Origin of the sequence: Herpetosiphon geysericola (genome assembly GCF_001306135.1) — a bacterium.
Taxonomy (GTDB): Bacteria; Chloroflexota; Chloroflexia; order Chloroflexales; family Herpetosiphonaceae; genus Herpetosiphon; species Herpetosiphon geysericola.
In genome coordinates this window covers 39,662-65,945 of the sequence record NZ_LGKP01000003.1, presented here as the reverse complement: position 1 = coordinate 65,945, position 26,284 = coordinate 39,662, and the positions used below count along the sequence as shown (strand labels likewise).

22 protein-coding genes and 1 riboswitch are annotated in these 26,284 nt (G+C 50.1%); of the genes, 13 read left to right on the top strand and 9 right to left on the bottom strand.

Annotated elements, in window-relative coordinates:
• The first annotated feature begins 29 nt into the window (after positions 1-29).
• The 3 genes from SE18_RS00700 to SE18_RS00690 all read left to right on the top strand — a co-directional run bounded on the left by SE18_RS00700 (position 30) and on the right by SE18_RS00690 (position 1,890).
• Complete coding sequence (locus SE18_RS00700) at positions 30-314, top strand: isoamylase early set domain-containing protein (RefSeq protein WP_041304451.1); 285 nt, start codon at positions 30-32, stop codon at positions 312-314.
• 171 nt (positions 315-485) lie between these two features.
• Entirely contained in the window at positions 486-1,118 is a 633-nt protein-coding gene (locus SE18_RS00695) for a hypothetical protein (RefSeq protein ID WP_054532497.1), read from the top strand.
• The gene (locus tag SE18_RS00690) at positions 1,099-1,890 is read left to right on the top strand and encodes an alpha/beta hydrolase (protein ID WP_054532496.1); all 792 of its coding nucleotides are present in this window, start codon (positions 1,099-1,101) and stop codon (positions 1,888-1,890) included. The genes SE18_RS00695 and SE18_RS00690 overlap by 20 nt, the downstream gene beginning before the upstream one ends.
• On the opposite strand, the gene SE18_RS00685 is transcribed toward SE18_RS00690, so the two are convergent.
• Positions 1,891-3,069, bottom strand: coding sequence for an acyl-CoA dehydrogenase family protein (locus SE18_RS00685; RefSeq protein WP_054532495.1), 1,179 nt, complete (start codon positions 3,067-3,069; stop codon positions 1,891-1,893).
• A 163-nt stretch (positions 3,070-3,232) separates the two neighbouring features.
• Between SE18_RS00685 and SE18_RS00680 the strand changes: the two genes are divergently transcribed.
• From SE18_RS00680 to SE18_RS00670, 3 genes are all read left to right on the top strand, one after another.
• Entirely contained in the window at positions 3,233-4,054 is an 822-nt protein-coding gene (locus SE18_RS00680) for a hypothetical protein (RefSeq protein WP_054532494.1), read from the top strand.
• 66 nt (positions 4,055-4,120) lie between these two features.
• Positions 4,121-4,798 (top strand): response regulator transcription factor, encoded by a 678-nt coding sequence (locus SE18_RS00675; protein WP_054532493.1) that lies wholly within the window; start codon positions 4,121-4,123, stop codon positions 4,796-4,798.
• 14 nt (positions 4,799-4,812) lie between these two features.
• Positions 4,813-6,819: a sensor histidine kinase gene (locus SE18_RS00670; protein WP_054532492.1), complete on the top strand. Its 2,007-nt coding sequence runs from the start codon at positions 4,813-4,815 to the stop codon at positions 6,817-6,819.
• Here the strand turns inward: SE18_RS00670 and SE18_RS00665 are convergent.
• From SE18_RS00665 to nadD, 3 genes are all read right to left on the bottom strand, one after another.
• A complete protein-coding gene (locus SE18_RS00665; protein WP_054532491.1) occupies positions 6,800-7,432 on the bottom strand; it encodes a CPBP family intramembrane glutamic endopeptidase in 633 nt (210 codons plus the stop codon). The two genes, SE18_RS00670 and SE18_RS00665, sit on opposite strands and share 20 nt — an antisense overlap.
• 155 nt (positions 7,433-7,587) lie before the next feature.
• Complete coding sequence (gene nadB, locus SE18_RS00660) at positions 7,588-9,111, bottom strand: L-aspartate oxidase (RefSeq protein ID WP_054532490.1); 1,524 nt, start codon at positions 9,109-9,111, stop codon at positions 7,588-7,590.
• A gap of 205 nt (positions 9,112-9,316) precedes the next feature.
• The gene (nadD, locus tag SE18_RS00655) at positions 9,317-9,928 is read right to left on the bottom strand and encodes a nicotinate-nucleotide adenylyltransferase (protein ID WP_054532489.1); all 612 of its coding nucleotides are present in this window, start codon (positions 9,926-9,928) and stop codon (positions 9,317-9,319) included.
• 458 nt (positions 9,929-10,386) lie between these two features.
• Positions 10,387-10,489, top strand: a riboswitch (SAM riboswitch).
• A gap of 97 nt (positions 10,490-10,586) precedes the next feature.
• On the opposite strand from nadD, the gene metH reads away from it, so the two are divergent.
• Positions 10,587-14,129 (top strand): methionine synthase, encoded by a 3,543-nt coding sequence (metH, locus tag SE18_RS00650; protein WP_054532488.1) that lies wholly within the window; start codon positions 10,587-10,589, stop codon positions 14,127-14,129.
• Positions 14,130-14,339: 210 nt separating this feature from the next.
• On the opposite strand, the gene SE18_RS00645 is transcribed toward metH, so the two are convergent.
• Complete coding sequence (locus SE18_RS00645) at positions 14,340-16,700, bottom strand: TIM-barrel domain-containing protein (protein ID WP_236706780.1); 2,361 nt, start codon at positions 16,698-16,700, stop codon at positions 14,340-14,342.
• 140 nt (positions 16,701-16,840) lie between these two features.
• Here SE18_RS00645 and SE18_RS00640 point away from each other — a divergent pair, with 140 nt between their 5' ends.
• Positions 16,841-17,179 (top strand): hypothetical protein, encoded by a 339-nt coding sequence (locus SE18_RS00640; RefSeq protein WP_054532487.1) that lies wholly within the window; start codon positions 16,841-16,843, stop codon positions 17,177-17,179.
• Positions 17,180-17,263: 84 nt separating this feature from the next.
• Here SE18_RS00640 and SE18_RS00635 read toward each other — a convergent pair whose 3' ends face one another.
• From SE18_RS00635 to SE18_RS00625, 3 genes are all read right to left on the bottom strand, one after another.
• The gene (locus SE18_RS00635; protein ID WP_054532486.1) at positions 17,264-17,866 is read right to left on the bottom strand and encodes a 50S ribosomal protein L25; all 603 of its coding nucleotides are present in this window, start codon (positions 17,864-17,866) and stop codon (positions 17,264-17,266) included.
• 143 nt (positions 17,867-18,009) lie between these two features.
• A complete protein-coding gene (gene rpoD / locus SE18_RS00630) occupies positions 18,010-19,170 on the bottom strand; it encodes an RNA polymerase sigma factor RpoD (RefSeq protein WP_054532485.1) in 1,161 nt (386 codons plus the stop codon).
• Between the two features lie 319 nt (positions 19,171-19,489).
• Positions 19,490-21,115 (bottom strand): helicase HerA domain-containing protein, encoded by a 1,626-nt coding sequence (locus SE18_RS00625; RefSeq protein ID WP_054532484.1) that lies wholly within the window; start codon positions 21,113-21,115, stop codon positions 19,490-19,492.
• 488 nt (positions 21,116-21,603) lie between these two features.
• On the opposite strand from SE18_RS00625, the gene SE18_RS00620 reads away from it, so the two are divergent.
• From SE18_RS00620 to SE18_RS00600, 5 genes are read left to right on the top strand one after another with little or no spacing between them, the layout of a single operon-like run.
• Positions 21,604-22,596, top strand: coding sequence for an ABC transporter ATP-binding protein (locus SE18_RS00620; RefSeq protein ID WP_054532483.1), 993 nt, complete (start codon positions 21,604-21,606; stop codon positions 22,594-22,596).
• Positions 22,589-24,115: an ABC transporter permease gene (locus tag SE18_RS00615; protein WP_054532482.1), complete on the top strand. Its 1,527-nt coding sequence runs from the start codon at positions 22,589-22,591 to the stop codon at positions 24,113-24,115. Before SE18_RS00620 ends, SE18_RS00615 begins: the two co-directional genes overlap by 8 nt.
• 42 nt (positions 24,116-24,157) lie before the next feature.
• On the top strand, positions 24,158-24,409 hold the full coding sequence (locus SE18_RS00610; protein WP_054532481.1) for a hypothetical protein: 252 nt from the start codon (positions 24,158-24,160) through the stop codon (positions 24,407-24,409).
• An 11-nt stretch (positions 24,410-24,420) separates the two neighbouring features.
• Entirely contained in the window at positions 24,421-25,110 is a 690-nt protein-coding gene (locus SE18_RS00605) for a rhomboid family intramembrane serine protease (RefSeq protein ID WP_054532480.1), read from the top strand.
• 19 nt (positions 25,111-25,129) lie between these two features.
• Entirely contained in the window at positions 25,130-25,558 is a 429-nt protein-coding gene (locus SE18_RS00600; protein ID WP_054532479.1) for a hypothetical protein, read from the top strand.
• A 50-nt stretch (positions 25,559-25,608) separates the two neighbouring features.
• Here SE18_RS00600 and SE18_RS00595 read toward each other — a convergent pair whose 3' ends face one another.
• Positions 25,609-26,235, bottom strand: a complete 627-nt coding sequence (locus SE18_RS00595; RefSeq protein WP_054532478.1) for a TetR/AcrR family transcriptional regulator — start codon at positions 26,233-26,235, stop codon at positions 25,609-25,611.
• Positions 26,236-26,284 lie beyond the last annotated feature (49 nt).

The window sequence follows — 26,284 nt, the reverse complement described above, 5'->3', positions numbered from 1 at the left end:
TATTTTGTAACGCACAAAGGAGTGCTAGAATGCTGAAGAAACGCCTCGAGGGTACGGTCGTGCGGGTAACCTTCAACATCCCAGCCCCACTCACCGCCCAGACGATCACACTTGTTGGCGAGTTCAATAATTGGAGCGAAACGGCGACCCCGCTGTTGCGTTCCGGGGAAGGCTGGAGCACCACCATGGATCTGCCACCCAATCACAGTTACCAGTATCGCTATCTTGCCGATGGACGCTGGCTGAACGATTGGAGCGCAGATCGCTACGAGCCAAACGAGTTTGGCGGTGCGAATTCGGTGGTTTACACTTAAACCAGCCACAAACGACGAGGCATCAATGAGGATGGCTCGTTGTTTTATTGTTGCTAATAGGTGTTATATTGACACAAAGTCATACAATCGCATATCATACACTTAGCCGTGATTGTGCGCGTGCAGCGACCTAAGGCTATTCTGTTGCGAACTACTAGAAGGATATTCGACATGCTCGATCTACACCCGACCTTTGAACGTGCTACCAGCGATGCGGTTGCCCATTTTGCACCCTTGATTGAGGTCATTGCCGCGATTGCCCATGGCGATGATACCCGCCGCGCCGAGGTCGAGTTTTTATTGCCCCAAATTGATAACAACGGCTGGATTATTCAGGCGGCAGTTGAGCAGATTTGGGCTGGCGAACGTGATTTCGCCCAACTTAGCGCTGGCCTGGATACCAATAGCGCGGCCATCGTGCAGGCAATTTTGGTTGCGGCCAGCCAAACGCCCGACCCTGAAGAAGCGCGGTTAAGCAAACTGATCGGCGAATGGCGGCCAATTATTTTGACGGTAGCCGCTGCCTACTTTGGGGTTCAGCACGCCTACACCGATCTCGACGGTTTCTTGCCGCAGCTTGAAGCTCAAACTCAATGGCAAACCTTGGCTCAACGCATTCGCTTGCTCGTCGCAGGCGATAGCAATCGCCAACGGCTGTTGGCCGATCTTGACACAACTGATAGCGTTATCATGCAAGCAATTTTCCATGCCCTCGATGATAAAACCACAACCTTGCGACTCATCCGCGAGGAGCGGGATCGGGCGGCGGCTCAAGAGGAAGCCAATGAGCAGCAACACGCTTGAACATCGCTGCTATGAACCACAAAGGCTGCTGTATCAGCGACCTTTGCTGCTGCTCCACGGCGCTTGGCATGGAGCTTGGTGCTGGCAGCACACAGCTCACGATTTTGCTGAACGCGGCTTTGTGGTGCATACGCTGAGTTTGCGTGGCCATGGCCATAGCAGCATGCCGCGCTATTTCAACATGGTTGGCTTAAACCACTATCTCGATGATTTGCTGGCGCTGGTTGAAACCCTCAACCCAGCGCCAATCGTCGTGGGCCATAGCCTCGGCGGCTACATTCTGCAACATGCTGCGATGCAGCGCCCGCTTCCCGCAGCAGTTTTGCTGGCCAGCATGCCGCATACCGGGCCATTGGGCTTTGCGTTGCGCAGCCTACGCAGGCAACCATATGTTGCATTACGAGCCTTGGCAACTGCCAATGCTGATAGTTTTATGCGCACTCCAGCCTTGGTAAAATATTTGTTTTTACGTGATAACGCTTCCGCCGCCCAAACCCACGCTATTCACAGCCAACTTGGCAGCGAATCACTGAGGGCTTTGCTTGATGCACTCATCCATAAACCCAACCCAAGCCAAATCAAAACCCCAATAATGGTGATTGCCGCCGAGCGTGATCGCGTATTTTCACTTGCCGAGCAGCGTTCGTTGGCTAATGCCTATCAAGCGCCATTAATTATCGTGCCGCAGGCAGCCCACGATTTGATGTTTGACCCTGCTTGGCCGTTGGTTGCCGATGCGATTGAAGGCTGGGCCAGTCGCCACCAAACATAGTTATTCGACCAACCAACTCCCTAAGCCAACCAAAGCTGCATCCAACGTGGGCGGGTGAAATAGGCCAGCCCGCACATCGCGCGCATAACGTTCGAGCGCTAAATCTGGTGAGAGCGAAGCCCCACCAACCACAATCATGGCCTGTTCAACCGCAGCAACTGCATGCTCAATCGCGGTTGCTTTGGTGGTGGCAATCAAGGCACGTAACTTACCTCGTTCGGCAGGCGCTTGCTGCCAAATTTGGGCTGTTTGATAGAGCAAACTGCGCGCACTCAGCAGTAATTGCTCGACCTTGCCAAGCTGCCGCTGAATCGATTCAAGCTCACTAATGGCCTTGCCAGCCAACGCAGTCGGACGACGCTCGCGAGCATAGTTGCTGGCAACATCGCGGGCAGCTTGAGCAATTCCCAAATAAACCGCCGCCATCGTCAATTGAAACCATGCCCCAGCATTGCTACGGCTCGGATCAACCAAGCCAGCTTGGCGACGTTGCAACAAATTTTGTTCAGCAACAACTACGTCTTCAAGCACAATATCATCGTTGCGGGCTGCACGCATCGCCGTGCCATGCCAAGTTGGCTCAATCGTCACGCCTGCTTGCGTGAGATCAACCAAAAAGATCGCTGTATCGCTGGTATCAACAATCGTGGCGCTAATCAAGGCATGGGTTAATGCAGGTGCGCCAGTTGTATAGATTTTGCGGCCATTCAGCAGCCAACCGCCTGCGACAGGCTGGGCAGTTGTGGCAAACAAACCGCCTCGGGCAGGGCTACCCATTTCACGTTCGCTGGCCGCCGAATTAAGCAAGATTGGCTGCTCAACCACCAAACGACTGAGCCGCTCGATCTGGCTTGGTTGCCATGCCCGGCCTTCGATAATTCCGCCAAGCACATGAATTGGCATTGCCATCACCAAGGCAATTGAGCCATCGCCATAGGCCAGTTGTTCTTGGGCCAAAATTGCCTCGAACAAGCTAGCGCCAAGTCCGCCAAATTCGGTTGGAATGCTCAAGGCCTGATACCGAGCAGCAAAAAAGGCTGGCAAATGCTGGAAGGGAAAGCTCGCAGCCTGATCATGCTGCGCTGCGGTTGGCTTGACCAGTGCCGCCATTTCCCTACCAAGCGCAACAAAGGCTTGCTGGCGTTCAGTCAAGCCAGCATGTAATACATCTATCGCCATTGCTTTATTCCTTAATCAACAAAACACTATCCAAAGCTTAGCACAAACCGCCAGCAACTCATCAAATTATTAACTTTGCATGGCCAATTGTCGAATTTGTATCACAATCGTTTTTTATAGTAGCGCCATTGAAACCAATTAGCGATTGACAAGGAGTTCGGACATGCGTAAACATTTAGCGCTGGCGGTTGGGGTGGTATCATTGGCCTGCGGTGGCTATCTCTGGACGAACAACACCGCAGCTTTTGCTGCCAACAAAAACGATCAGCCAGCCGAAACCATTACGATTACCTCAAATCCTGAGGAAGTTACCATTGAATGTAGTATGACTGGCGGCGAAGGAATGCTCATGCCTATGCTGCACGGCGAAATCGCAGCGAGCAACCAACCTGCTATGGTAATGCCAGCCCAACCGATTGGCAGCGCTACACTCCATCGGCACAGTGCTGCGGCTGTCGCCGTTGATCAGCTTGAAATAACCACTCAGTTCACCGCTACCCAAAATACCAAACCATTGGCCATGCTAAGCAATGCTGATGACGAATCAAGCGATTGTGGTATGGCAGTAGCTATTGGAATCGATTGGTTTGAGCTAGCTGCTGAAACAATTGGCCTGAGCGCCGATGAACTGCATGCAGGCATCGAAGCAAACCAAAGCATTGCCGACCAAGCAGCTGCCAAGGGCGTTAGCAAACAAGCGGTTATCGATGCAATTGTGGCTGCTGAAACTGCCAACATCAATCAATTGGTAAGCGATGGCGAGCTTAGTGCCGAAGATGCAGCTAGCTTTACCGATGATTTGCCCGACATGATCGAGCATTTTGTGAGCAATGTGCCAACTTTCGTTGCTAGCGAAGGCGTTGCTTGTTTCACAGTTGAGCCCGATGAATCGGGCACCAGCACAACTGAAGCAGCGGTTGAATGTGAAGCAATCGAAGCATTGCCCGCGCTACCAACGGCACCAACCACCGATTCAAGTCGTTAGATCACATGGCTGGTTGCAGCTCTTACCACGCCTGCAACCAGCTTGCTCATGCCAGAAGGAACCACCATGGTCGAAATAATCGTCATTATCGAGGATGAAGAACGGATTGCCCATTGGATGCAGTTGTATCTGGAGCAAGCGGGCTTTACAACCTATTTTGCCAGTGACGGACTAGCAGGCTTGGCGTTGGTGCAGCAATACCAGCCAAGTTTAGTCGTTTTAGATCTGATGCTGCCCAAATTGGATGGCTTAGCGGTCTTCAAGGCGATTCGCCAAACCAGCAATACGCCAATTATTATGGTAACTGCGCGCAGCAGCGATGAAGAACGGATTCAGGGCTTAGAGCTTGGGGCCGATGACTATGTTGGCAAGCCCTTCAATGCCCGCGAATTGGTGGCCCGAGTGCGGGCCGTTTTACGTCGTAGCCAGCCAATTGCACCAAGCCAAACCATCAAACGTGGGCCGATTGAGCTTGATTTGGCTCAGCATCAATGCACAGTCAATCAGCAACCTATTGAATTAAGCAAAATCCAATTAGCCTTATTGGCCACCTTTATGCGCCATCCCAACCAAATTCTTAGCCGCGAACAGCTGCTTGAAGCGGTGTTTGCTGGCGATTACGCTGGCTTTGATCGCTCGCTCGATGCCCACATTGCGCGTTTGCGCCAGCGGATTGAGCATGATCGCACCAAACCGCAATATATTATTACTGTGTATGGCCTTGGCTATAAATTTGTTGATTAATCTGGCAGGTAGTTATGCTTCGATCAATTCGTTGGAAATTAGGTGCAGCATTTGGCTTGGTAATTAGTGCAACCCTCTTGTTGAGCGGGCTAAGCGCCTATTTGCTCACTACTCAACGTTTTGATATTTTTGTTGGCGACCAAAGCCAGCTGCGCACAGCCCAACTTACGCCATGGCTGGAAGCCAGTCACGCCTATAACGCCGATTGGTCGGCATTATCAACCTTATTGCAGCAAAGCGAGAAGTTGAGCCAAACCCAGACCTTAGCCCCAGCCATTTTTAGCATCGACAGCGGCCAACTCTGGCAGCATAGCGCCGAGATAATTGGCATTAGCCCTGAGCATTTGCAGGGCGAGGTTGGCAGTGGCGGCAGCATCCAGAGCGTCGCGATTGCGCATAATGTTGATCCTGAAGCATTAATCGTGAGCCTTGAGCAAGCCCAAATCCCAATTAGCACCATCCCAATGACTGCACCAATGACCATGGCCATGGGCGTAGCCACACCAATTGGAGCTGGCATCGACTTACAATCAGAAATTCGCTATTTTGTTGAATATCAAGCTAGCCCTGATTGGCTCAGCCTGATTCAAAAACACCTGAATGCGAACCCCGCTGAAGTGCAACAAAGCTTGCAGCACCCCCAAGGTTTTATAGGCTTAGCCCAACGCTACCAAACCGAGCCAAAAGAACTGGTGCAAATCATTGTTGCCGCCGAACTTGAACGCCTCAAATCAATGTCAAGCATTCCAATGAGCAGTATTTTGAATGAATTGCCGCTGATCGTTGAATCGGTCTGGAATTTTATCGATCCTCAAGCCTTACAGCGACCAGTTAATCAACAACCTAGCTTTGCTCACCACGATAGTTTGTTGCTGCAATGGGAATTACAAGCGCTACTGCATGGCGATGAACGGCTGATTATTCTCGATCCAGCAGGCAATGTAAGCTATGACAGTGCCCAGCAACTTAATAACGATCAGCAATTAGCCGCCGATCTGCGCCAACATGCGATTCCACTCTACGATTTGATTAGCAACGAATTGATTGGATCGGCCTTGATGGTGACTGGAACCCACGCTTATACCGAGCAACAAGGCGCATTTTTACGCAGCACAGGCCATGCATTAATTATCAGCGGCGTAATCGTTGGCATGATCGTTTTGGCCCTGGGCTTTGTGCTGGTGCGCACGATTACTGCGCCAGTTTTGGCATTAACTCAAGCCACCAAGCACATTATTGCTGGCAATTGGCAAACCCAAGTGCCAATTCGTTCGCACGATGAGCTTGGCCAAATGAGCAGCGCCTTCAATCATATGGCCAATTCGCTAGCCCAACAGCGCATGCTGCAAACCCGCTTAATTCACGATTTGACCCACGAATTGCATACGCCGCTCAGCGTGATTCAGCTTGAAATGGAAGGCTTGGCCGACGAGCTACAAAGCGCCGACGAGGCTGCGCATCACGTTGAACATGAGATTAAATTGATCGTTAGTTTGCTTGATGATTTAACCTTGCTGCTCAAAACCGAATCGCAGAGCCTCGATTTTAACCAAACAATGCTTGATTTTGCTCAGTTGTTGCGCGAAACCCACCAGCGTTGGCAACAACCAGCGCTCAACGCGGGCATTCAATTCGAACTGATGATCGAGCAACCACTGCCAAGCATCGCTGTTGATCGCACGCGAATTGTGCAAGCCTTGGGCAATCTGCTCAAAAATGCAATTCGCCATACCCCAGCCAATGGCCGCATTGTGCTCAACTGCACCAGCGATCAAGAGCAGATTATCTTGCGCATTCAGGATACTGGCGAGGGTATTGCAGCCCATGATCTAGCGCATATTTTCGAGCGTTTCTATCGCGCCGATGCCTCGCGCAATCGCGATACTGGCGGGCGTGGTTTGGGCTTAGCGATTGTTAAGCAAATTATCGAGGCTCACGCTGGCACAATTACGGTTGAAAGCACGCTTGGCAAGGGCAGCAATTTTCACATCATACTGCCACTTAGCCCAAGCCACGACTGAAAAAATAATGCCCTAGCCCAACCGTAAACATCAAATTACCATACAAGGCATGCTCCAAACACACCAAGCGTAGCGAGCGGGTTTTACGATAGGTGTCGGCAAACAACCAGCCACCAATAATCGTCAAGATTACAGCATAGGGATTACGAAAAATAATATGCGCCCAGCCAAACACCACAGCATTGAGCAACAACAGCCAATTAGCACTCAACAAATCGCGGTAGCGCTCGAAAAACAAGCCCCGAAAAACCAATTCTTGAATGTAGACCGAAACAATCGGATAGGCTAGCACAAGCAGCAGCCAAGCCCATGGTTGCTGGCGCGGCAAATTAAATAAATTGGCTGGTTGCCAGAGCAATACCAACAGCACCGCCAGCAGGCTTGCTAGCCCAAAGCGCCGAATCAAGCGCCAAAGATTATGTTTTTCGCGCGGATTCAAGCGCCCTTGCCACAGCCCAATTGGCACGCCGCGCCGCCGCAACCAAAACCACGACCCCAGCGCCGCCAAACCAAGCACCCCAAACCACCAACTGGCAGGCACAGCAAAGCGCAGCACCAAGGGCACACCACCAAATAAAGCCAATAATTCCACCCATAGCCACCACTGCCGCATTGGCCACATCCTTTTTTACCGCATCAAAAGCTTATCATCTGCGATGTTGAGGCTAAAACCAAGCACCAATCTGCGCACAAAAGATGAACATTGATGGCTTAAATACAAGAATGGCGGATCGTTGCAGATCCACCATTCTTTGAATTTAAAATGCGCTAGCCTTGTTTCAGCACCAAGTAGCGTTGCCAAACCTCGCGGGTTTCGCTGAAATCACGGCGGGCATGGGCGCCACGGCTTTCCTCACGCAATAAGGCGGCGTAGGTCAACAGGGTTGCAGTTACCAACAAATTAGCATCTTCATACTCGCGTACTGTGGCTGGCTCGGCTTGGGCATCACGCCATGCAACCAACTGTCGCAAGGCCGAACCCAAACCATCGGCCTCGCGCACAATTCCGACGTTGCGCCACATTAGGCGTTGCAAGGCAGCGCGGCTAAATGGCGTTTCATCGGCTTCAGCAGCCATGGTAATTGCTTGGGTTGTTTGGGGAAATGTTGGCGCTTCAATTGGCCCATCGGGCGCTTCAATCACCCGTTTGGCCCACACCAACACCTCAAGCAAGGAGTTCGAGGCCAAACGATTGGCTCCATGCACGCCAGTCATCGAAACTTCGCCCACCGCAAATAAATTGGGCACGCTAGTGCGGCCATGCAAATCAGTCACCACACCGCCAGTCATATAGTGGGCAGCAGGCGCAACCGGAATTGGCTCTTTGGTAATATCTAAGCCATGGCTGCTGCACACTTTGGCGATCGTTGGGAAGCGCAACAACACCAAATCGGCTGGCAAATGGGTCACATCAAGATAGACATGATCAGCATCGGTTGAAACCATTTCGGCAGCAATGCCTCGCGCCACCACATCACGCGGGGCCAATTCTGCATCAGGATGCAATTTGAGCATAAAGCGTTCGCCAGCAGCGTTGCGCAAAACACCGCCTTCACCACGTACAGCTTCAGAGATCAAAAAGCCTGGGGCGCCTAGCAAACGCAAAGCCGTTGGGTGAAACTGGAAGAATTCCATATTTGAAACCCCAGCGCCAGCTCGATAAGCCAAAGCAACCCCGTCGCCAGTTGCCACGGTTGGATTGGTCGTGGCTTGGAAAAGCTGGCCAGCCCCGCCAGTTGCCAACACAATTCGTTTGGCACGTACCTCGCCTCGTTCGCCAGTCCGCGCATCAAGCGTGCGAACCCCAACCGCTTGGCCATTTTCCAACATAATTTCGGTGGCCAAAGTCCAAGCGCGCACATCAACATTTGTATTGGCAACTACACCCGCCAAGGTGGTTTCGATCGCTGCGCCTGTTGCATCGCCGCCAGCGTGCAAAATACGCCGCTCGGAGTGGGCGGCCTCACGGGTTAGGGCGATTGCACCGTTGTGGGTATCAAACGGAACGCCCAAATTGATCAACTCATGCACCCGCGCTGGGCCTTCTTCGCACAACACCCGCACGGCGGCAGGATCGCTAATGCCAGCGCCAGCAACCAAGGTATCTTCAATGTGCAATTCTGGCGAATCGTGCTCACCAATTGCGGCAGCAATGCCACCTTGGGCATAGCGTGTATTACATTCCTCAACCGCTTCTTTGGTTACCAACACAACCTTGAGATTATGTTGAGCTGCAAGTTGGGCGGTATATAAGCCAGCGATGCCAGAGCCAACAATAATATAATCGTTCATAGGACGGGAAAATCCTTTCGTGGTTAAGCGCTAGGGTTTATATGGTTTCGATTTGAATCATTTTCTCCACCCTTCCGTCCCTCCGCTGGAGGGAAACGCAGGGGGCTTTAATCCCCCTGCACCCCCTAAAAGGCAATGATCGGAAGATTTTCGAACGCTGATTTACCTCAATTAAGGTTTTAGTCGAGCACATATCAACTCTAGGCTAATAAGCGCTAGGTTGGGCAAGGTACAGCCGATGTTCGGCAATATAGCCAGCAACGGCATCAGGAACGAGATAGCGCACAGGCAAGCCAGCCTGCAAGCGACTACGCAATTCAGTCGCCGAAAGATCCATGCGTGGGCCTTGAATCCGCACGCTGCGGGTGGCGAGGCTAGGAAATTGGTCGAGCAAGGATTGCCAATCCAATTCGAAGCCAGGCCGTTCTAAAATAGCAAAATGGGCTAGTTGAACTAACTCGTTGGCGGCATGCCAGCGTGGCAAAGTTGCCAAACTATCAGCGCCAACAATCAGCCACCATTCCACAGCTGGTTCAATAATGTTCAATTCATGCACGGTGTCGATGGTATACGAAACGCCGCTGCGCTCAACTTCGAGGTTGGAAACCGCAAAGGCGGGATTATTAGCTACTGCCAGTTCGGTCATGGCGAGGCGTTGGCTAGCGGCGCTGTAGTGCTGTTGTTTCAAAGGCTGTTGCGCCGTTGGCATAAATAGCACCCGATTCAAGCCCAACACCACCCGCGCTTCTTCGGCAATCGCCAAATGCGCATAATGGATGGGATCAAAGGTTCCGCCCAAAAGCCCAACCCGTTGCATAGCTATTCCTTCTTTAATAGTCAATATGACACCAAGTGCAACGTAGTATAGCGCGATTCCGCTTTTTGTCAATATCACACTAAATAAAATATGAAGGATGAGGGATGAAGGCAGAAGGCAACGTATATATGATCCACGAAGGGCACGAAGCGCACGAAAGAAGAAACCGCGAAGCGCGCGAAGGACGCGAAGTTAAGGTTTAGGTCACGAATTCCACGAATTGCACGAATGATTATTGAGCCACAGATTGTTATGATTCCTGTTCCTCTAGCCTAGAGCCTCATTCATTCCTCATCCCTCATCCCTCATCCTTTATCCTTCAATCGCTCTGCGCCTCTGCGTTAAAAAATTCGATCCACGAAGGGCACGAAAACATCCCGATCCCCAATCCCCAACAACTGATCCCTATGATTTCTTTGATTTTTCGCTAAGATTTGCTATACTGCGATTAATTGAATACCTCATCACGAGGAGCCGAGGGATCTGGCCCGATGACGCTCCAGCAACCGTCTCACTGAGAAAGGTGCTTCTTCCAGCAGCAATCGCGCTGATAGATGAGTGGCAACTCAATGATTGAAGCCCTCGCCAGTGTGCGAGGAGTTTTTTTTAACTGTGGTTCTGCGCTTTGGCAGCGCGATCCATACAAAGGGAATGCGTCATGACCAGCATAAAACCTTACATCGCCGAATTGGCGAAACGTGTTCTGATTTACGACGGCGCAATGGGTACTAGCTTGGATTTGTATGATCTCAAGCCTGAGGATTTTGGCGGCGAACAGTATTTCGGCGCACGCGATTATCTCGCCCTGACGCGCCCCGACATTATCGAACAAATTCATAGCTCGTTTATGGAAGCAGGCGTCGATGTGTTGGAAACTAATACTTTCCAATCAACCCGTATTCGCTTGCATGAATGGGGCTTGGCCGATAAAACCTACGAGCAAAATTTCAAAGCCGCCCAACTCGCCCGCAGCGTCGCCGACCGCTACCAAGCCCAAGATGGCCGCAAACGCTTCGTCGCTGGCTCGATGGGACCAACTGGCTTCTTGCCCTCATCAGACGATCCAACGCTCTCGAACATCACGTGGGATGCACTTTCGGACACCTTCAAGGAGCAAACGATTGCGCTCGTCGAAGGTGGCGTTGATGTGCTTTTGGTCGAAACCAGCGTCGATATTCTCGAAGTCAAAGCGGCAATCGATGGCATTCGCCGCGGCTTGGCCGAACTCAAACGCCCAGACATTGCGATTCAAGCTCAAGTTTTCTTGGATCTCTCAGGGCGGATGTTGCTTGGCACCGACATTCAAGCAACCATGGTCACGCTCGAAGCCTTGGCCGATGTTGATGTGATTGGGTTGAATTGTTCGACTGGTCCTGAGCACATGCGTCCAGCGATTACCTATCTTGCAGCCAATTCCAAATTGCCAATTTCGTGTATTCCCAACGCTGGCTTGCCAATGGAAGTTAATGGCGAAACCGTGTTCCCCTTGGAGCCAGAAGGCTTTGCCAAGAGCTTGACCGAGTTTGTCAAGGATTTGGGCGTGCGCGTGGTTGGTGGTTGTTGTGGCACAACGCCGGCTCACCTGCGTGCTTTAGTCGATTCAATCGGCAATAATTGCCCACCCAAAGCGAATCAAGCTCCAGCTGTGCAACAAGTTTCTTCGGCCATGCGCGCCCTGCCCTTGCACCAAGATCCAGGCCCATTCATCATTGGCGAACGGGTTAACTCGGTTGGCTCGCGCAAAGTCAAAAAAATGTTGCTCAAAGATGATTATGATGGCGTGTTGCAAGTTGCCCGCGAACAGGCCGATAGTGGCTCGCATGCGCTCGATGTATGTGTGGCAATGACCGAGCGCCCCGATGAAAAAGAGCAAATGCAAAAGTTGCTCAAAAAATTGACCATGGGCGTTGAATTGCCCTTGGTCATCGACTCGACCGAGCACGAGGTGATTGATGCAGCCCTGCAAATGTATCCAGGCCGTGCAATCATCAACTCAACTTCGCTCGAAGGCGGGCGCGAACAAAAATTCGATAAAACGATGCCGCTCGTTGCCCGTTATGGCGCGGCAATCATCGCCTTGACGATTGATGAAGAAGGCATGGCGCATACCGCCGAAGCCAAAGTTGCGATCGCCAAACGCATGGTTGAGCTGGGCCGCCAAGATTATGGCGTGCAAAATGATGCCTGGCTGTTTGATGCCCTGACCTTTCCATTAACAACTGGCCAAGCAGAATTGCGCGAATCGGCCAAGGAAACCATGGAAGGTATTCGCCGCATCAAGGCCGAAATTCCTGGCGCAATGACCGTGCTTGGGGTTTCCAATCTCTCCTTCGGGATTCAGCCGCACGCCCGTTCAGCGCTCAACTCGGTCTTTTTGTACCATGCAGTTAGGGCTGGGCTGGATGCAGCGATCATCAATCCAAGCCACGTTATGCCATTTGCCGAAATCTCCGCCGAAACTCGCAAGGTTTGCGAAGATGTGATTTTCAACAGCGATGAAGAAGCCTTGCCCCGTTTCATTCAATTTTTTGAAGCCAATGCAGCGGTCGCTGGCGAAGCAAAAGCTGACCCAACTGCCAGCATGAACGCCGAAGAGCGAATTCACTGGAAGATTCTGCATCGCAAAAAAGATGGCATCGAAGCCGATATTGACGAATCGCGAGCATGGCGCGAGGCTGGCGGCCAAACCCAAGGCGAAGCAGCAATCGATGTGCTCAATGGCGTGATGCTGCCAGCCATGAAAGAAGTTGGCGATAAATTCGGTGCTGGCGAATTGATTTTGCCGTATGTGTTGCAATCTGCCGAAGTGATGAAACGTGCAGTTGCTCACCTCGAACAATACCTTGATCGCGTGGAAGGCACAACCAAGGGCAAAGTGGTGCTGGCCACGGTCTATGGCGATGTGCACGACATCGGCAAAAACTTGGTCTACACCATTTTGTCGAATAATGGCTACACCGTTTACGATTTGGGCAAGCAAGTTCCGGTCAATACAATCATCGAAAAAGCGCTTGAAGTTGGCGCAGATGCAATTGGGCTTTCGGCCTTGCTGGTCAGCACATCGAAGCAAATGCCCTTGTGCGTGCAGGAATTGCACAAACGCAATTTGACCTTCCCAGTGCTGGTTGGCGGCGCAGCAATCAATCGCCAATATGGTCAACGGATTCTCTTCCCTGAGCCAGAAGTGGCCTACACAGGTGGCGTTTTCTATTGTAAAGATGCCTTCGAAGGTCTCGAAACAATGGATAAACTTTCCGATCCAACCGTGCGCGAAGAATATATGAGCGTGATGGAAGATGCGGCCCGCGAATCGTTGAAAGCGCCAGAACGCGGTCGCACCTTGCTGGAAAAATTGGGCAAAGATAATCCAAGCGGCGCGCGTTCAGCAATTCGCAACGATAATCCCGTGCCAACGCCGCCATTCTGGGGCGTGCAAGTTGCCAAAAAAATTCGGCTCGATGATGTTACACCATATCTCGACTTGAATACGCTGTGGCGCTTGGGTTGGGGTATCAAAAACCTCAAGGGCGCAGAATACGATCGCGTCGTCAACGACGAATTCAAGCCCCGCTTACGCCGCATGATCGACGATGCCAAGCGCAATGGTTGGTTGCAACCCCAAGCGGTTTATGGCTATTTTCCAGCTCAAGCCGCTGGCGAAGAGTTGGTCGTGTACGATCCTAAAGATCGCAAAACCGTTTTGACCCGCTTTGCCTTCCCACGCCAACCAAGCCGCGAACGCCTCTGCTTGGCCGATTATTTCCGGCCAATCGAGAGCGGCGAATTCGATGTAGTTGGCTTACAAATTGTAACCATGGGCCATGTCGCCGCCGAGCGGGTTGAAAGCTTGCAAAAAGCCAGCGATTATAGTGAATCGTTCTTCAGCCATGGCTTGAGCACAACTTACGCCGAGGCCGTAGCCGAATTCACCAACAAAATTATTAGTCAAGGCTTAGGATTAAGCTATCAGGCCAAACGCTACTCGTGGGGCTATCCAGCTTGCCCCGATCTTGAGGAGCACACCAAGCTGTTCAGCATCTTGCCAGCCCAAGAAATTGGCGTGAGCTTGACTTCAGCCTTCCAGCTCGACCCTGAGCAAAGCACCGCCGCAATCGTCGTGCACCATCCCGATGCCAAATATTTTTCAATTGGCTCGGTCGCCGAACGCGCCGAAAGCGATGTGGCCGAAATCGCCAGCTAGGCAGGGGGCAGTAGCAAGAATTCAGAGTTCAGGCTTTAACGCAGAGGCGCAGAGAAACATTAATACTCTGCGCCTCTGCGTTTAAAGCTAATTCACGAAACACATCCAAAACGTGTCAGTCTCTATGTTCTATGTTCTCATGCTTCATAATTCATCCCTCATCCTTCATCCTTCATAATTTCATATGTTCTATGCTCTGAACCGCATCCTTCATAATTTCGCCTCAAGCGTATGCGTCAAGCCATCATCAACAAAGCTCACAGTAATCGCCCCATCAGCATGCACACACTCAATTGGCTGCTCATCAAGCAAAACAGCTTTTGGTGGCAACGAGTGTAAATTGACCACGATTGTACGAGGTGCTGGCTGCCAAGAACCTTGGCGGGCAGCAATAACGAAGTTAATTGATTGCGCAGTTTCAATGCAGCTAAAATGGGTAGTTGCGCTCAAGCCCTGTTCATATTCAAATGAAATTCCATCATCTTCGTAGAGCGTCCATTCGCTTGTACCGCTGGGATACACATCGAGCGTCAAAGGATCAAGTGGAGCCTCGCCAGTGTAATTGAGCACTGGGCCAAGCGTCAGAATTGCGCCGCCACGCACATACAGCGGCAAACGCTCTAATGGCGCGTGTACCAAAATATGCTGCGCCCCAGTAATCCGCTCGCCAGTCCACCAATCGTACCACTCGCCAGCAGGCAAATAGACCGAGCGATATTCAGCGCCAGGCCGGACAATCGGCGCAAGCATCAACTGCGAGCCACACAACACTTGATCATGCAAGGCATGGGTTGCCACATCGGCAGGATATTCATAAACCAAGGGCCGAATAATTGGCGCACCAGTGGTTGAAGCCTGATAAAACAGCGTATACAAATAGGGCAATAAGCGGTAGCGCAAGCTCAGATACGCGCGGGCAATTGCTTCAGTACGTTCGCCAAAGGCCCAAGGCTCAGCAGGCCGCGTGCCTGAGCACGAATGGCCGCGACAGAAGGGCAGAAATGCGCCAACTTGTACCCAACGTGCCCATAATTCTGACGAAGCATTCCCGAAAAACCCGCCAATATCGACCCCAACAAATGGAATTCCCGAAAGCCCCAAGTTACAAATTTGGGGCAAGGTCATTTCCAAATGTTCCCACAACGCCGAATTATCGCCAGTCCACAGGGTTGCCCAACGTGATAAACCAGCAAAACCAGAGCGCGTTAGCACAAAAGGTCGCTCATTTGGCCGTAATTGGCGCAAACCCTCATAGGTTGCTTGAGCCATCAACAAACCATACAAATTATGCACTTCGGCGTGGGTTGTGCGCTCATCAGCTGCGCCTTGCGGTGCGTTTAAGTCAATCGTGCCACCATTGCCGCCGCCCTCACTAAAAGGGCGATCAAATACGGTTGGCTCGTTCATGTCATCCCAAATCCCACGCACGCCTGCATCAACTAATGTTTTATGTAAATTTCCCCACCATGCGCGCACATCAGCCCGCGTAAAATCAGCAAAAGCGCTATCATCGGGCCAAACATAGCCACTAAATAAACTTCCGTCAGCTCGTTTAATAAAATAATCGTTGGCAAGACCTTCAGCAAAAACTGCATAATCAGGGTCAGTTTTAAACCCAGGATCAATAATTGTCACCACATTAAAGCCATCTTGGGCCAAATCTTGCACCAATTGGGCTGGCTGAGCAAATCGTTCAGGATGCCAAGTAAAAACTCGATAACCATCCATATAATCAATATCAAAATGAATTGCATCGCATGGAATATTGCGCGCGCGTAATTCATCGGCAATTGCCCGCATTGTGCTACTTGAATCGTAGCCCCAGCGGCTTTGATGATAGCCAAGTGTCCAATAGGCTGGCAACGGCATTGCGCCCAACAATTCGCGCCATGTAGCGGTAATATCTGCTGGTGTAGCACCTAAAACCAGATAATAATCAAGATCTGGCCCTTGAGTTTTTAAGCTCAATAATGCAGCATCAGTTGCTCCAACATCAACACTCGAACGAAAAGATGTGTTGAAAAATACGCCATAGCACAAATTGGGCTGCAAACCCATAAAAACTGGCATCGTTGCATACATATTATCAATCCGTGGGCCATGATGCGGTTCTGGATCAAGCGTCCAATTCAAAAAATGCTGACCTGTTTTTTCAAGCCAACCAGTTCGTTCGCCAAAACCATAAAAATGCTCAGAATTATAAATTTGCTTTGTAACCAGCCAGCCATCAGCGTTGTATGTTGCAGGCCCAACATCGCTAAAAAAAGCTTGTTGTTGGCGATTCGTAAACGTAATTCGCCCATCAGCATGTGCAACATTTACCTGTAAATCAGCCGTCTCAAGCGTTGTTATAGCAGAATTTTGCGCAATCGACCATTCAACTGGCTCCCATGCATCATCAGCCCGATTAACTGCCCATGAACGCCGTGGTAATGGTTGATCATTGCTGAGTGAGACCCGAATGAGCTGTGTGCTACAGATGCTAATTCGCAGTTGTTGGTTTGCCCGTTTAAACAGACAGCTCCGCGTATCACGATGATCAAGTGTAAACATTGATGAATCTTGCAGCATAATTCCTCCAAAATTGGCCAAATTGAAACAAAAAAACTTGACACAAAGCAGAAATCTATATACGATAAGGCTATACAGAGCAAGAATATTGAGAATGGCGTGTCGTCAATAGAATAGTATCATTTTCGGAGGCTAAAATCATGGCAGAATTTACACTCTGGTCACCAGAAGAAATGCAAGAACGGGCAAAACCAAAGCGTGCAGTGCAACGCGAAACCCGCGAACGCATTATTGCCGAATACACCAACTATTTCCAAAACGCAAAAGCTGGTTTTGGTGGTCAAGTTGTATTAGGCGATGAAGAAGATAAACGCAAGTTGCGTGCACTTGTGCGCGAAGCTGCCACCCGCAGCAATCTTGTATTACGCTTCCGCCCAATCAAAGACAAAAATCGCATTGAATTTTTGGTGATTGATCCACAAAGCCAACCAGCTCGCAAAACTGGCGCTCGCCGCGGTCGCCCCAAAAAGAAGAGCTAAATAGATTAAAAAGGATGTGGTACATACCACATCCTTTTTTTGATTTAAAAAAACCCCTGTGGATTATTCCACAGGGGCGTTTAATTATTCTTCGGTTGCTGGTTCTTCAGCTGGAGCTTCTTCAGCTTGTGGGTAACCCAAAGCCAAAATCAAGCTTTCAACATCATCGAGGATTTCTACATTTGCTGGCAAGTTCAAATCTTTAACCAAGATTTGTTGGCCAACTTCGGTCAAGCTGCTTACATCAATATCAATTTGATGTGGGACATCGCCTGGCAACGCGCGAACGCGCACGACTGATTGAACCAAGTTCAATACAGCATTGCCACGGCTGACCAAATCGTTTTCGCCTTGCAAAGCAACGTGAATATCCAAATCAACTGGTTGGTTGACATCAACAACCCGCAAGTCGGCATGGATAATGCGATTGCTGACTGAGTTGCGTTGGACTTCCAACAAGAACGCTGATTGGCGCTTTTGGCCAGGGATGCTCAACTCGATCAAGCCGCTATAGCCAGCTTTGTTGATCACTTTGTTAAATTCGCGTTCGTCAACTTGGGCTGAGTAGGGTTCAATCCCACGGCCACAAATCCCAATTGGCAAAATGCCTTGGTCGCGCAAGCTTTGAACCTTTTTGCCAGTAATTTCGCGCGGTTGGAGTTCCAACCGGAGAGTTTCGTTCGCCATTGCTATGCTACTCCATGTAGAGTTAAAATAATCTTAGATCGCTGCAAAACTGCGATAGTGTACCATAAAACAGGGTGTTGTGCAAAAAATCAACCCAACGCCACGTTAAATGCACGTTGGGTCAGCAGTTTTAACCACGTTAGTTAATCAAGATAGCCACGTAATTTCTTGCCAAGGTGTGGGTGACGCAGTTTGCGCAAGGCCACTGCTTCGATTTGGCGAATCCGCTCGCGGGTAATGCCAAATTCAAGCCCAACTTCTTCTAAGGTGCGGTAGCGGCCATCTTTGAGGCCATAGCGCAATTGAATAATTTTGCGTTCGCGCTCAGGCAATTTTTGCAAAACTTCTTCAATCTGTTCGCGCAACATGGTCATCGCGGCAGCATCAACGGGGGTTGAAACCCGATCATCCTCGATGAAATCGCCCATGCGGCCTTCCCCCTCTTGGCCAACTGGCATTTCGAGCGAAAGCGGATGCATCGAGGCTTCTAAGGTGCGGCGCACTTTCGATGCGGTAATGCCCATGGCTTCGGCAATTTCTTCAGGCGTTGGCTCACGTTGCATAGTTTGTTGTAATTTATGCGAGGTCCGCTTAACTTGGCTAATCGCTTCGCCCATATGTACTGGCAAGCGAATCGTGCGGCTTTGATCGGCAATTGCCCGCGTAATCGCTTGGCGAATCCACCATGTGGCATAGGTCGAGAACTTATGGCCTTTGGTGTAATCGAATTTCTCAACGGCCCGCATCAAGCCAATATTGCCCTCTTGGACCAGATCCATCATGGTCAGGCCATAGGAGGTATATTTTTTGGCAATCGAAACCACCAAGCGCAAGTTGGCCTGAATTAAGTGTTGGCGGGCAGAGCGCCCAATATCAATATGGCGTTTGAGCGAAATGCGATCGCTGTGCTCAAGCAGGCCATCATCTTGCAACAAGGTATCGTTGGCAGCGTGAGCCACTTCCATTTTCTTGGCGAGATCGACTTCTTCAGCAGCAGTTAACAATGGTACTTGCCCAATTTCTTGTAAGTACATGCGCACTGGGTCATCTAGCGCAATATCGGAAAGGTCAGGCAAGGCTCCATCGAGATCGTGGTCGCTATCGAGATCTAAATCAAGATCGAGTTCGGCCACGTTGGGGGCTTCGTCTGCATCAATAACCTCGATGCCTGCTTCTTCGATTTGTTCGTAGAGGCTTTCGAGGGCTTCGATATTCGTCTCTGGCTCTGGCAACACGCTGAGAATATCTTCGCGTTTGATGCGGTTCTGATTTTTTGCCGCAAGCTCCAGTAGCTTGTCAATCATTGAAATGGCTCCTCCGAGGTTGAGTCGCAGGCAAGATGTTGTTATCTAAACTAATGATCGAACGCCGCCCCCCAAGCATCGGCACGAGGCGCGGCGACAGTTTATCTATACAATGCCTGAATGCTAAGGCAAATTGTGGCAATCTCATCGCGGTATTGTGCGTGCTGTGATGCCGTTGCTCGTAAGAACAACAGCATTTAGCCACTCGTTTCACTATAGCATTGTTCCTAGTTGATCGTCAACCCTCTCGAAGTACTTTTTAACTAGCAATCTCCGTCTTTTGACTGATCATGTTTAGGATTAATGGATTATTGCACGCTCAAAATAATTCGTCAGCTTCTTGATCAATCAACTCTGGCGTGCGCGGCCTCAGACTTGGCCCGCGCCGATTGCCATGCATCATTGCTTCGTAGAAGGTTTTATCGTAGGCACGAGTGCGCATCACGACTGGCATTGGCACAGCATGGCCCAACATCATGGCCTGTTGGCGCGAATCGAGCGAGGCCAACACGGTTTTCAGGCCTTTCGAGCCGCCAACACCCATAAACACCGCATCGATATCGCGATCATCGTTGAGCAACGCCGTAATCCGCGAGCCAAGCTGGCTCATCACTTCGTTGTCAATCGACGATGGCCGTTGGTCAACCACCAGCAAGGTTACCGAATATTTGCGCAATTCACGGGCAATTTTGCCAAAAATGGTTTGTTTAGCCAAGCTCGGCGTCAGAAAATTATGTGCTTCTTCGATGGTAATCATTAGTTGCGGTGGCCGATCGCTCGTTTTTTTCGAGGCCAAGAAGGTTTCAGTACGTCGCACCCATTCATCATAAATTAGGCGCGTCAGAATGTTTGAAACCAACATATAAGCCAACTCGCTACGATATTGACCAAATTCGACAACCACATTTTTGCCTGCTAGCAAGGCATCAATAATTTGGCGAATTGATGATTGGCTCGATTTGCGGGTTACAAATTTAAGTTGTTCAAGTTGGGCTAATTTACGCGAAAGCGCCGACATCGACGACATGTTTGCACCTGTCGATTCAACAAATTCTTTCAGCTGCTCTGTATCTAATTCGCGCAGCTTTTGAATCCAATCGTCGCCAAAACGTTGAGCGCAAATAAATGCCGATTCAGCAGCGGTAGGATTGAGATTAAGTGCATCTTGCAATAACAAAATATCATCAACCCGAACTTCATTCAGGCCAATCGTAATTTCACCATCGTATTTCACGCCACGCCGCCGCGACGATTCAGGATCAAGGCTATAAATATAGACTTGGCCAGGAAAGAGCTGCGATAAGCCCTTAACTTCTTGAATTTTATCTTCAGTTGTGCCACTCCAGCCATATTCTGAGTGCATATCGAAAATTAAATTACTCGCAGCATTATGTTTAATCACACCACATAATAACAAGCGGGTCAAGAACGATTTACCCGTTCCAGACTTGCCAAAAACCCCATTTGAGCGCTCAACAAAGCGTGCCAAATCGATACAAACAGGCACATCCATATCGAGCGGCGTGCCCATTTGGAATTTTCCATCGCCCTCGGCCCCAAAAACCAGGCCAAAATCATCTTCGCTGGCTTCGTAAATCGGTGCAAAGTGGGCCGGAATCGTTTTAACCGGACGTGGAGTCTCTAACGAATCTTCAGGCAACATCAACTGGGGAGTTATTTTAAACGTGCCATATGTATTGCGCCCAGCCAAAATCTCACGCAACAACGGGTGTTCATCATCAGGCGGATCGGCCAAAATAGAGAGGCTGGTTGCTGCCAATTGCACATCGGTCAACATCGAAAAAAAGCGATTTTGACGGCCTTGCACCACCATAAATTGACCAACCCGCAAACGCTCAATATCGTAACGTTCATCTAAACGAGCAGTTAATCCTTCAAGTAACGATCCGCTCGTCACCAGCCCAATCCGTGTTGCTTGTGCCATACTCAAAAACTCCGTACAAACTCGGTAGCTCATTTTAGCACATCTGCGCGACTCCAACAATGCGCGTTTGCTGGTCAGGTTTTGATCCACGAAGGACACGAAGAGCACGAAGCGCGAAACCGCGAAGAGCACGAAGGCTGTTTTAGCCACAGATTGCACAGATTATGTCGATTAGATTCTTGCTGACCCAACGCATCACTCATGAACCCTAGCCCCTTCATCCCTCATCCTTCATCCATCATCCTTTCGTTCTCTGCGCTAAAACATTGCTCCTTTTCTGACTTCTGACTTTTGATTTTTACCTTTCACATGGTTATGTTCTATGCTCTTTGTGCTCTTTTCGACTTGGCTTACATCTTGCTATAAACGTGTGAGCTTTTTTCAAATTTCAAAAAAATAAGCTGCTTGATCGCTAGGCTACAATAGAACCAAAGCCGATCAACAAGTTCATAGCAATATCGTCGCTTGGTGCAAGGAGCAGTTAGCTTATGCAAGCACATGCCGTTCAATCGCTGATTCAACTTCAGCAGGTGACAAAGCGTTTTGGCGATCGCGACGTGGTGCGCGATGTTTCTTGGAATATTCAGCCTGGCGAGATTTTTGGTATCGTCGGGCCATCAGGCTGTGGCAAAACCACTACGGTACGCTTGATGACGGGAGTCTACATTCCCACGAGTGGCTCAGTTAGTGTGCTGGGCAAAGATCCAGCTACATTTAAAGCCAGCGATCGCGAGCAACTTGGCTATATGCCGCAATTGTTTGTGCTCTACCCCAACTTAAACGTGCTCGAAAATATGCGCTTTGCAGCCTCGATGTATGGCGTTTCATTAACCAAACGCCGCAAACGCATCGACGAGTTGTTGGATTTTGTGGAGCTTGATCAGGCGCGCAAAACCTTGGCTGGCAATATTTCTGGTGGGATGCAACGCCGCTTGCAATTGGCCGCCGCATTAGTGCATGAGCCAGAATTATTGTTCGTCGATGAACCAACTGCGGGGATCGACCCTGTACTGCGGGGCCGCTTCTGGGATCAATTTCAAGAACTCAAGGCCATGGGCAAATCGCTGGTCGTTACCACCCAATATGTCAACGAGGTTGCTTATTGCGATCGGGTTGCGGTGATGCGCGATGGCCAATTGTTGTTGGTTGATACGCCCGATGGCCTACGCCGCCGCGCCTTGGGCAGCGATGTGCTGACCATTCGGGTTGATGCTGAAGATTTGCGCAATGCAGTGCGGATTTTGAGCCGCCATCAATTGGTTTTGGGCATTGAGCGGCCTCACAATGCGCCGCTTGGCAGCATGATGGTCTATGTTGATGATGCCAGCACTGCCTTGCCCGAATTGATCGCCGCGCTCAATAGTGACCCAACCATCGATACCCGCCAAGTTGGCGAATATAATCCGCCATTCGACGATATTTTTATTACTTTGATGGAACGGCTCGAAACGCCAGTTAGCAAGGAGCACAGCAATGCTTAAAAATATTGTGCGCATTTTTGCGTTCTGTGCCAAAGAATTAAATGCAATCCGCCGCCAACCATTACTTTTAGTTGGGTTGATTATTGGCCCGTTTCTGATTCTCTCGTTGTTTGGGGTTGGCTATCAAGGCGAGCAACCAAAGCTTCGCACAGGCATCGTCGTGCCACCTGGTCACCGCGATGATCCGCAAGTGACCGAATTACTCAAGCGGATTAGCAACACATTTTTGATTGATCCAGAACGCCATATTTACGAAAGTGAAGCGCCAGCAGTCGCCGCGCTCGAAAACGACGAACTCGATTTGGTCGAAGTGTTTCCTTTGGAGATGACAACGGTCTACTCGACTGGCAAAGCAGTTGATATTCGTTTTATCTATAGCGAAGTCGACCCATTATTGCGCTCGTGGATTGAATATCTCTCATATACCCAAATTAATGAACTCAACAAAGGCATGTTGTTCAGCGTGGTTGGCCAAAGCCAGCAGCAAATTGGCACCTTGCGCGATTATGTTAGCGATGCGCGTCAGCAAATTAGCCAATTGCGCGAACAGCTCAGCGGCAACAAGCGCAACGAGGCCCGCCAAACTATTCGGAGCTTGCGTGAATCAGGCGCGTTGCAATTAATTGCCTTATCGATGACCCAAAATGGTGCCAGTGAAACCAGCACATCAACCCAAAGCCTTAGCTCGTTGCAAGCTTCGCTCGATACGCTTGATCGCGATTTGGCCGCAGGCGGCAGCTTGGAAAAGCAAGAACAGCAATTAGCCGAGCTTGATACGCGGCTTAGCGAGCTTGATCAACAGGCAGATCGAGTGCAAGCAATCGATCCGGCGGTTGTCGTTTCGCCATTACGCTCAGTTGCCAACAACCTTGCGCCAATCGAAAGCCTTGGCGACATCACCAAAGATCCAGCAACTGCCTATGTGCGTTTTTACACCCCAGCAGTATTGGCGCTCTTGCTGCAACACATGATGGTCACCTTGGCTGGCTTATCGCTGGTGCGTGAGCTACAACAAGGCACATTGGAAATGTTTCGGGTTTCGCCACTCTCGGCCTTCCAAACCTTGATTGGCAAATACGCCAGCTATACAATTTTGTCGGCGTTGATCATCACAGTTTTGGTTTCGCTCATGGTCTTTGGGCTAGGCGTGCCATTCTACACTGGCCAACTGCTCAATTTTGCCTTGCTAACCTTTATGCTCACCATCGCCTCGCTGGGAATTGGCTTTTTCATTTCATCGGTGGTCAGCACTGATAGCCAAGCAGTGCAATTCTCGATGTTGGTGCTGTTGATGTCGGTCTTCTTTAGTGGCTTCTTCATCTCGATTAAATCGTTTTTGCCGTTTGTGCAGAATATCGCTCGCGGCCTGCCCGTGACCCATGGCATTGCCAATTATCAACAAATTATGCTACTCAACCGTGCGCCAGAAACCAGCACCTACATCTGGCTTGGCGGCATAGCCTTGGTATCATTTTTGCTTAGTTGGTTGATATTCAGTCGTCAATTTCAACGTAAATAGCATACAACGAATCTCAAGCACCGCTAAAATGGAGGAAACGCAATGTTTGGACATTTCTTCAAAACCATGTGGATGGCAGGTAAATATTTTCTGTTGGGGTTAGCAACTGCTGCCCTAACAGCACCTCAAACCGGGGTTGAAAGCCGCCAACTGCTGAAAAAACGCATTTTGGGCTTGTTTGATCAAACCCTACCAACCACACCGAGCACAATTGAACACGATGAGCATGGTGCTGCCGCGCTCGATAAGCAAGAGTATTGGCAAAATGGTGCTGAAAAGCACAGCGTCTTATAAGGAGCAGCAGCATGTTTCCATTAGGCGATGATAACTCCAAAGTCCGACGGCGCGGTTATGTAACCTATGGCTTGATTGCGCTCAACGTGCTAGTGTTCTTCTACGAACTTTCGTTAGGCAGCGAAAGCCAAGCCTTACAAGATTTTATTATGACATGGGGCGCAGTACCCGAACGCATCGCCGCTGGCGATGGCTGGATCACCTTACTGACTTCGATGTTTTTGCATGGTGGTTGGGCCCACTTAATTGGGAATATGCTGTTTTTATTTGTCTTTGGCGATAACGTCGAAGATGCCTTTGGCCATATCAAGTATCTAGCTTTTTATTTGATAACTGGCTTAATTGCTTCGGCGGCACACATTCTGCTTAACCTCAACTCAGCGAGTGCTGGAATTCCCAGCGTCGGGGCATCAGGCGCAATTTCGGGGATACTTGGAGCCTACATCGTTATGTTCCGCAGCAATTCGGTTAAAGTCTTGCTCGGTCGTTTCGTGCAAACGGTTCCTGCTTGGATGATGATTGGCTTGTGGGCAGTGCAACAATTCATTGCTACTTTCGCCACCATTACAACAACTAGCCAAACCAGCGGCGGCGTTGCATATGCTGCCCATGCTGGTGGCTTTATTGCTGGGGTTGTGATTGGCTTTGTGCTAAGCCGCATTCAACCAGCGCCCCAATTGGCTCAACGCCCGAAAGCCTAATTATTTGGAGGAATTGATAATGAACAACGAACAAAAAAATCACGATGAACCTGGTTTTGGCGAAAAAGCCAAAGATTTTATTCAAAATTTGTTTGATCGCGATGAAACGCCAAATAACGCACCAGTAACCCAAAACGCTGAAGTAGAGGATGAATCAAACAAACCACGCGACCGTGGGATTGTTGAATACACCAAAGATTTTGTCAGCAACATGTTTGGCAATGATCGCGCTCACGAACGCCGCGAAGAAGGCGAAGCCGATACCCCTCACGATCGTGGCTTTGCCGAATACACCAAAGATTTTGCTGGCGGCTTGGTTGGCCGTGATCGCGATGAAAATCCAAATCCAACCGATGCTGCGGCAGAAAAAGCGCGCAATGTGGCAGAAGCAGCCCAAAATGCAGCCCAAAAAGCTCGCGAGCAAGCAGACAAACAACGAAACCACTAAGCTTGATTAACCCAAAACAACGCAATCGTTCGAACGATTGCGTTGTTTGTTTAATTGCGTAAAAGCAGGTCGATCACATGGGTCGCCATATCCTCGTGAAATGGTTCGCCAGTTACCAACAAACGCAAGAAAAACGGCCCAATCAACATCTCTAGGAAAATTTGGGCATTCGTCGCCGCTGGCAATTCGCCGCGCCCAATCGCCCGCTCCACCAAAACCGCAAATTGCGCCACCCAAATTCCCCAAACCGCTTGGCGCGCCTCAGCAGCCTCGGCCAGATTAGAAACATCAACACACGCGCGACTGAGTGCAGCACCCTCAGGCGATTGCAAATAACGCACTAAACTCGGCAAAAAGCTCAAAACATCATCGCGAAACGCCCCAGTGTCGGGATTTGGCACATGCTGATCAAACAATGCCAAGACCGTATCAGCCACAAGCATAGCCTTGGTTTTCCAACGCCGATAGATCGAGGTTTCATGTACGCCTGCGCGTTGGGCCACATCGCCGATGCGCAATTGGGCATAGCCCTGCTCAAGCAACAACTCACCAGTTGCTTGCAATACTGCTGCATGGACTTTGGCACTGCGCCCACCTGGACGTTGACGATGTAGCAACGATTGATACACCGTATCGTGTTCGTGCTCTGTTGGTTCCGCTGGCTCTGGTTTCGTCATGCATAATCCTTCTATCATTAATGCAAGTTTCTTGCATTAAGCCAAAAAT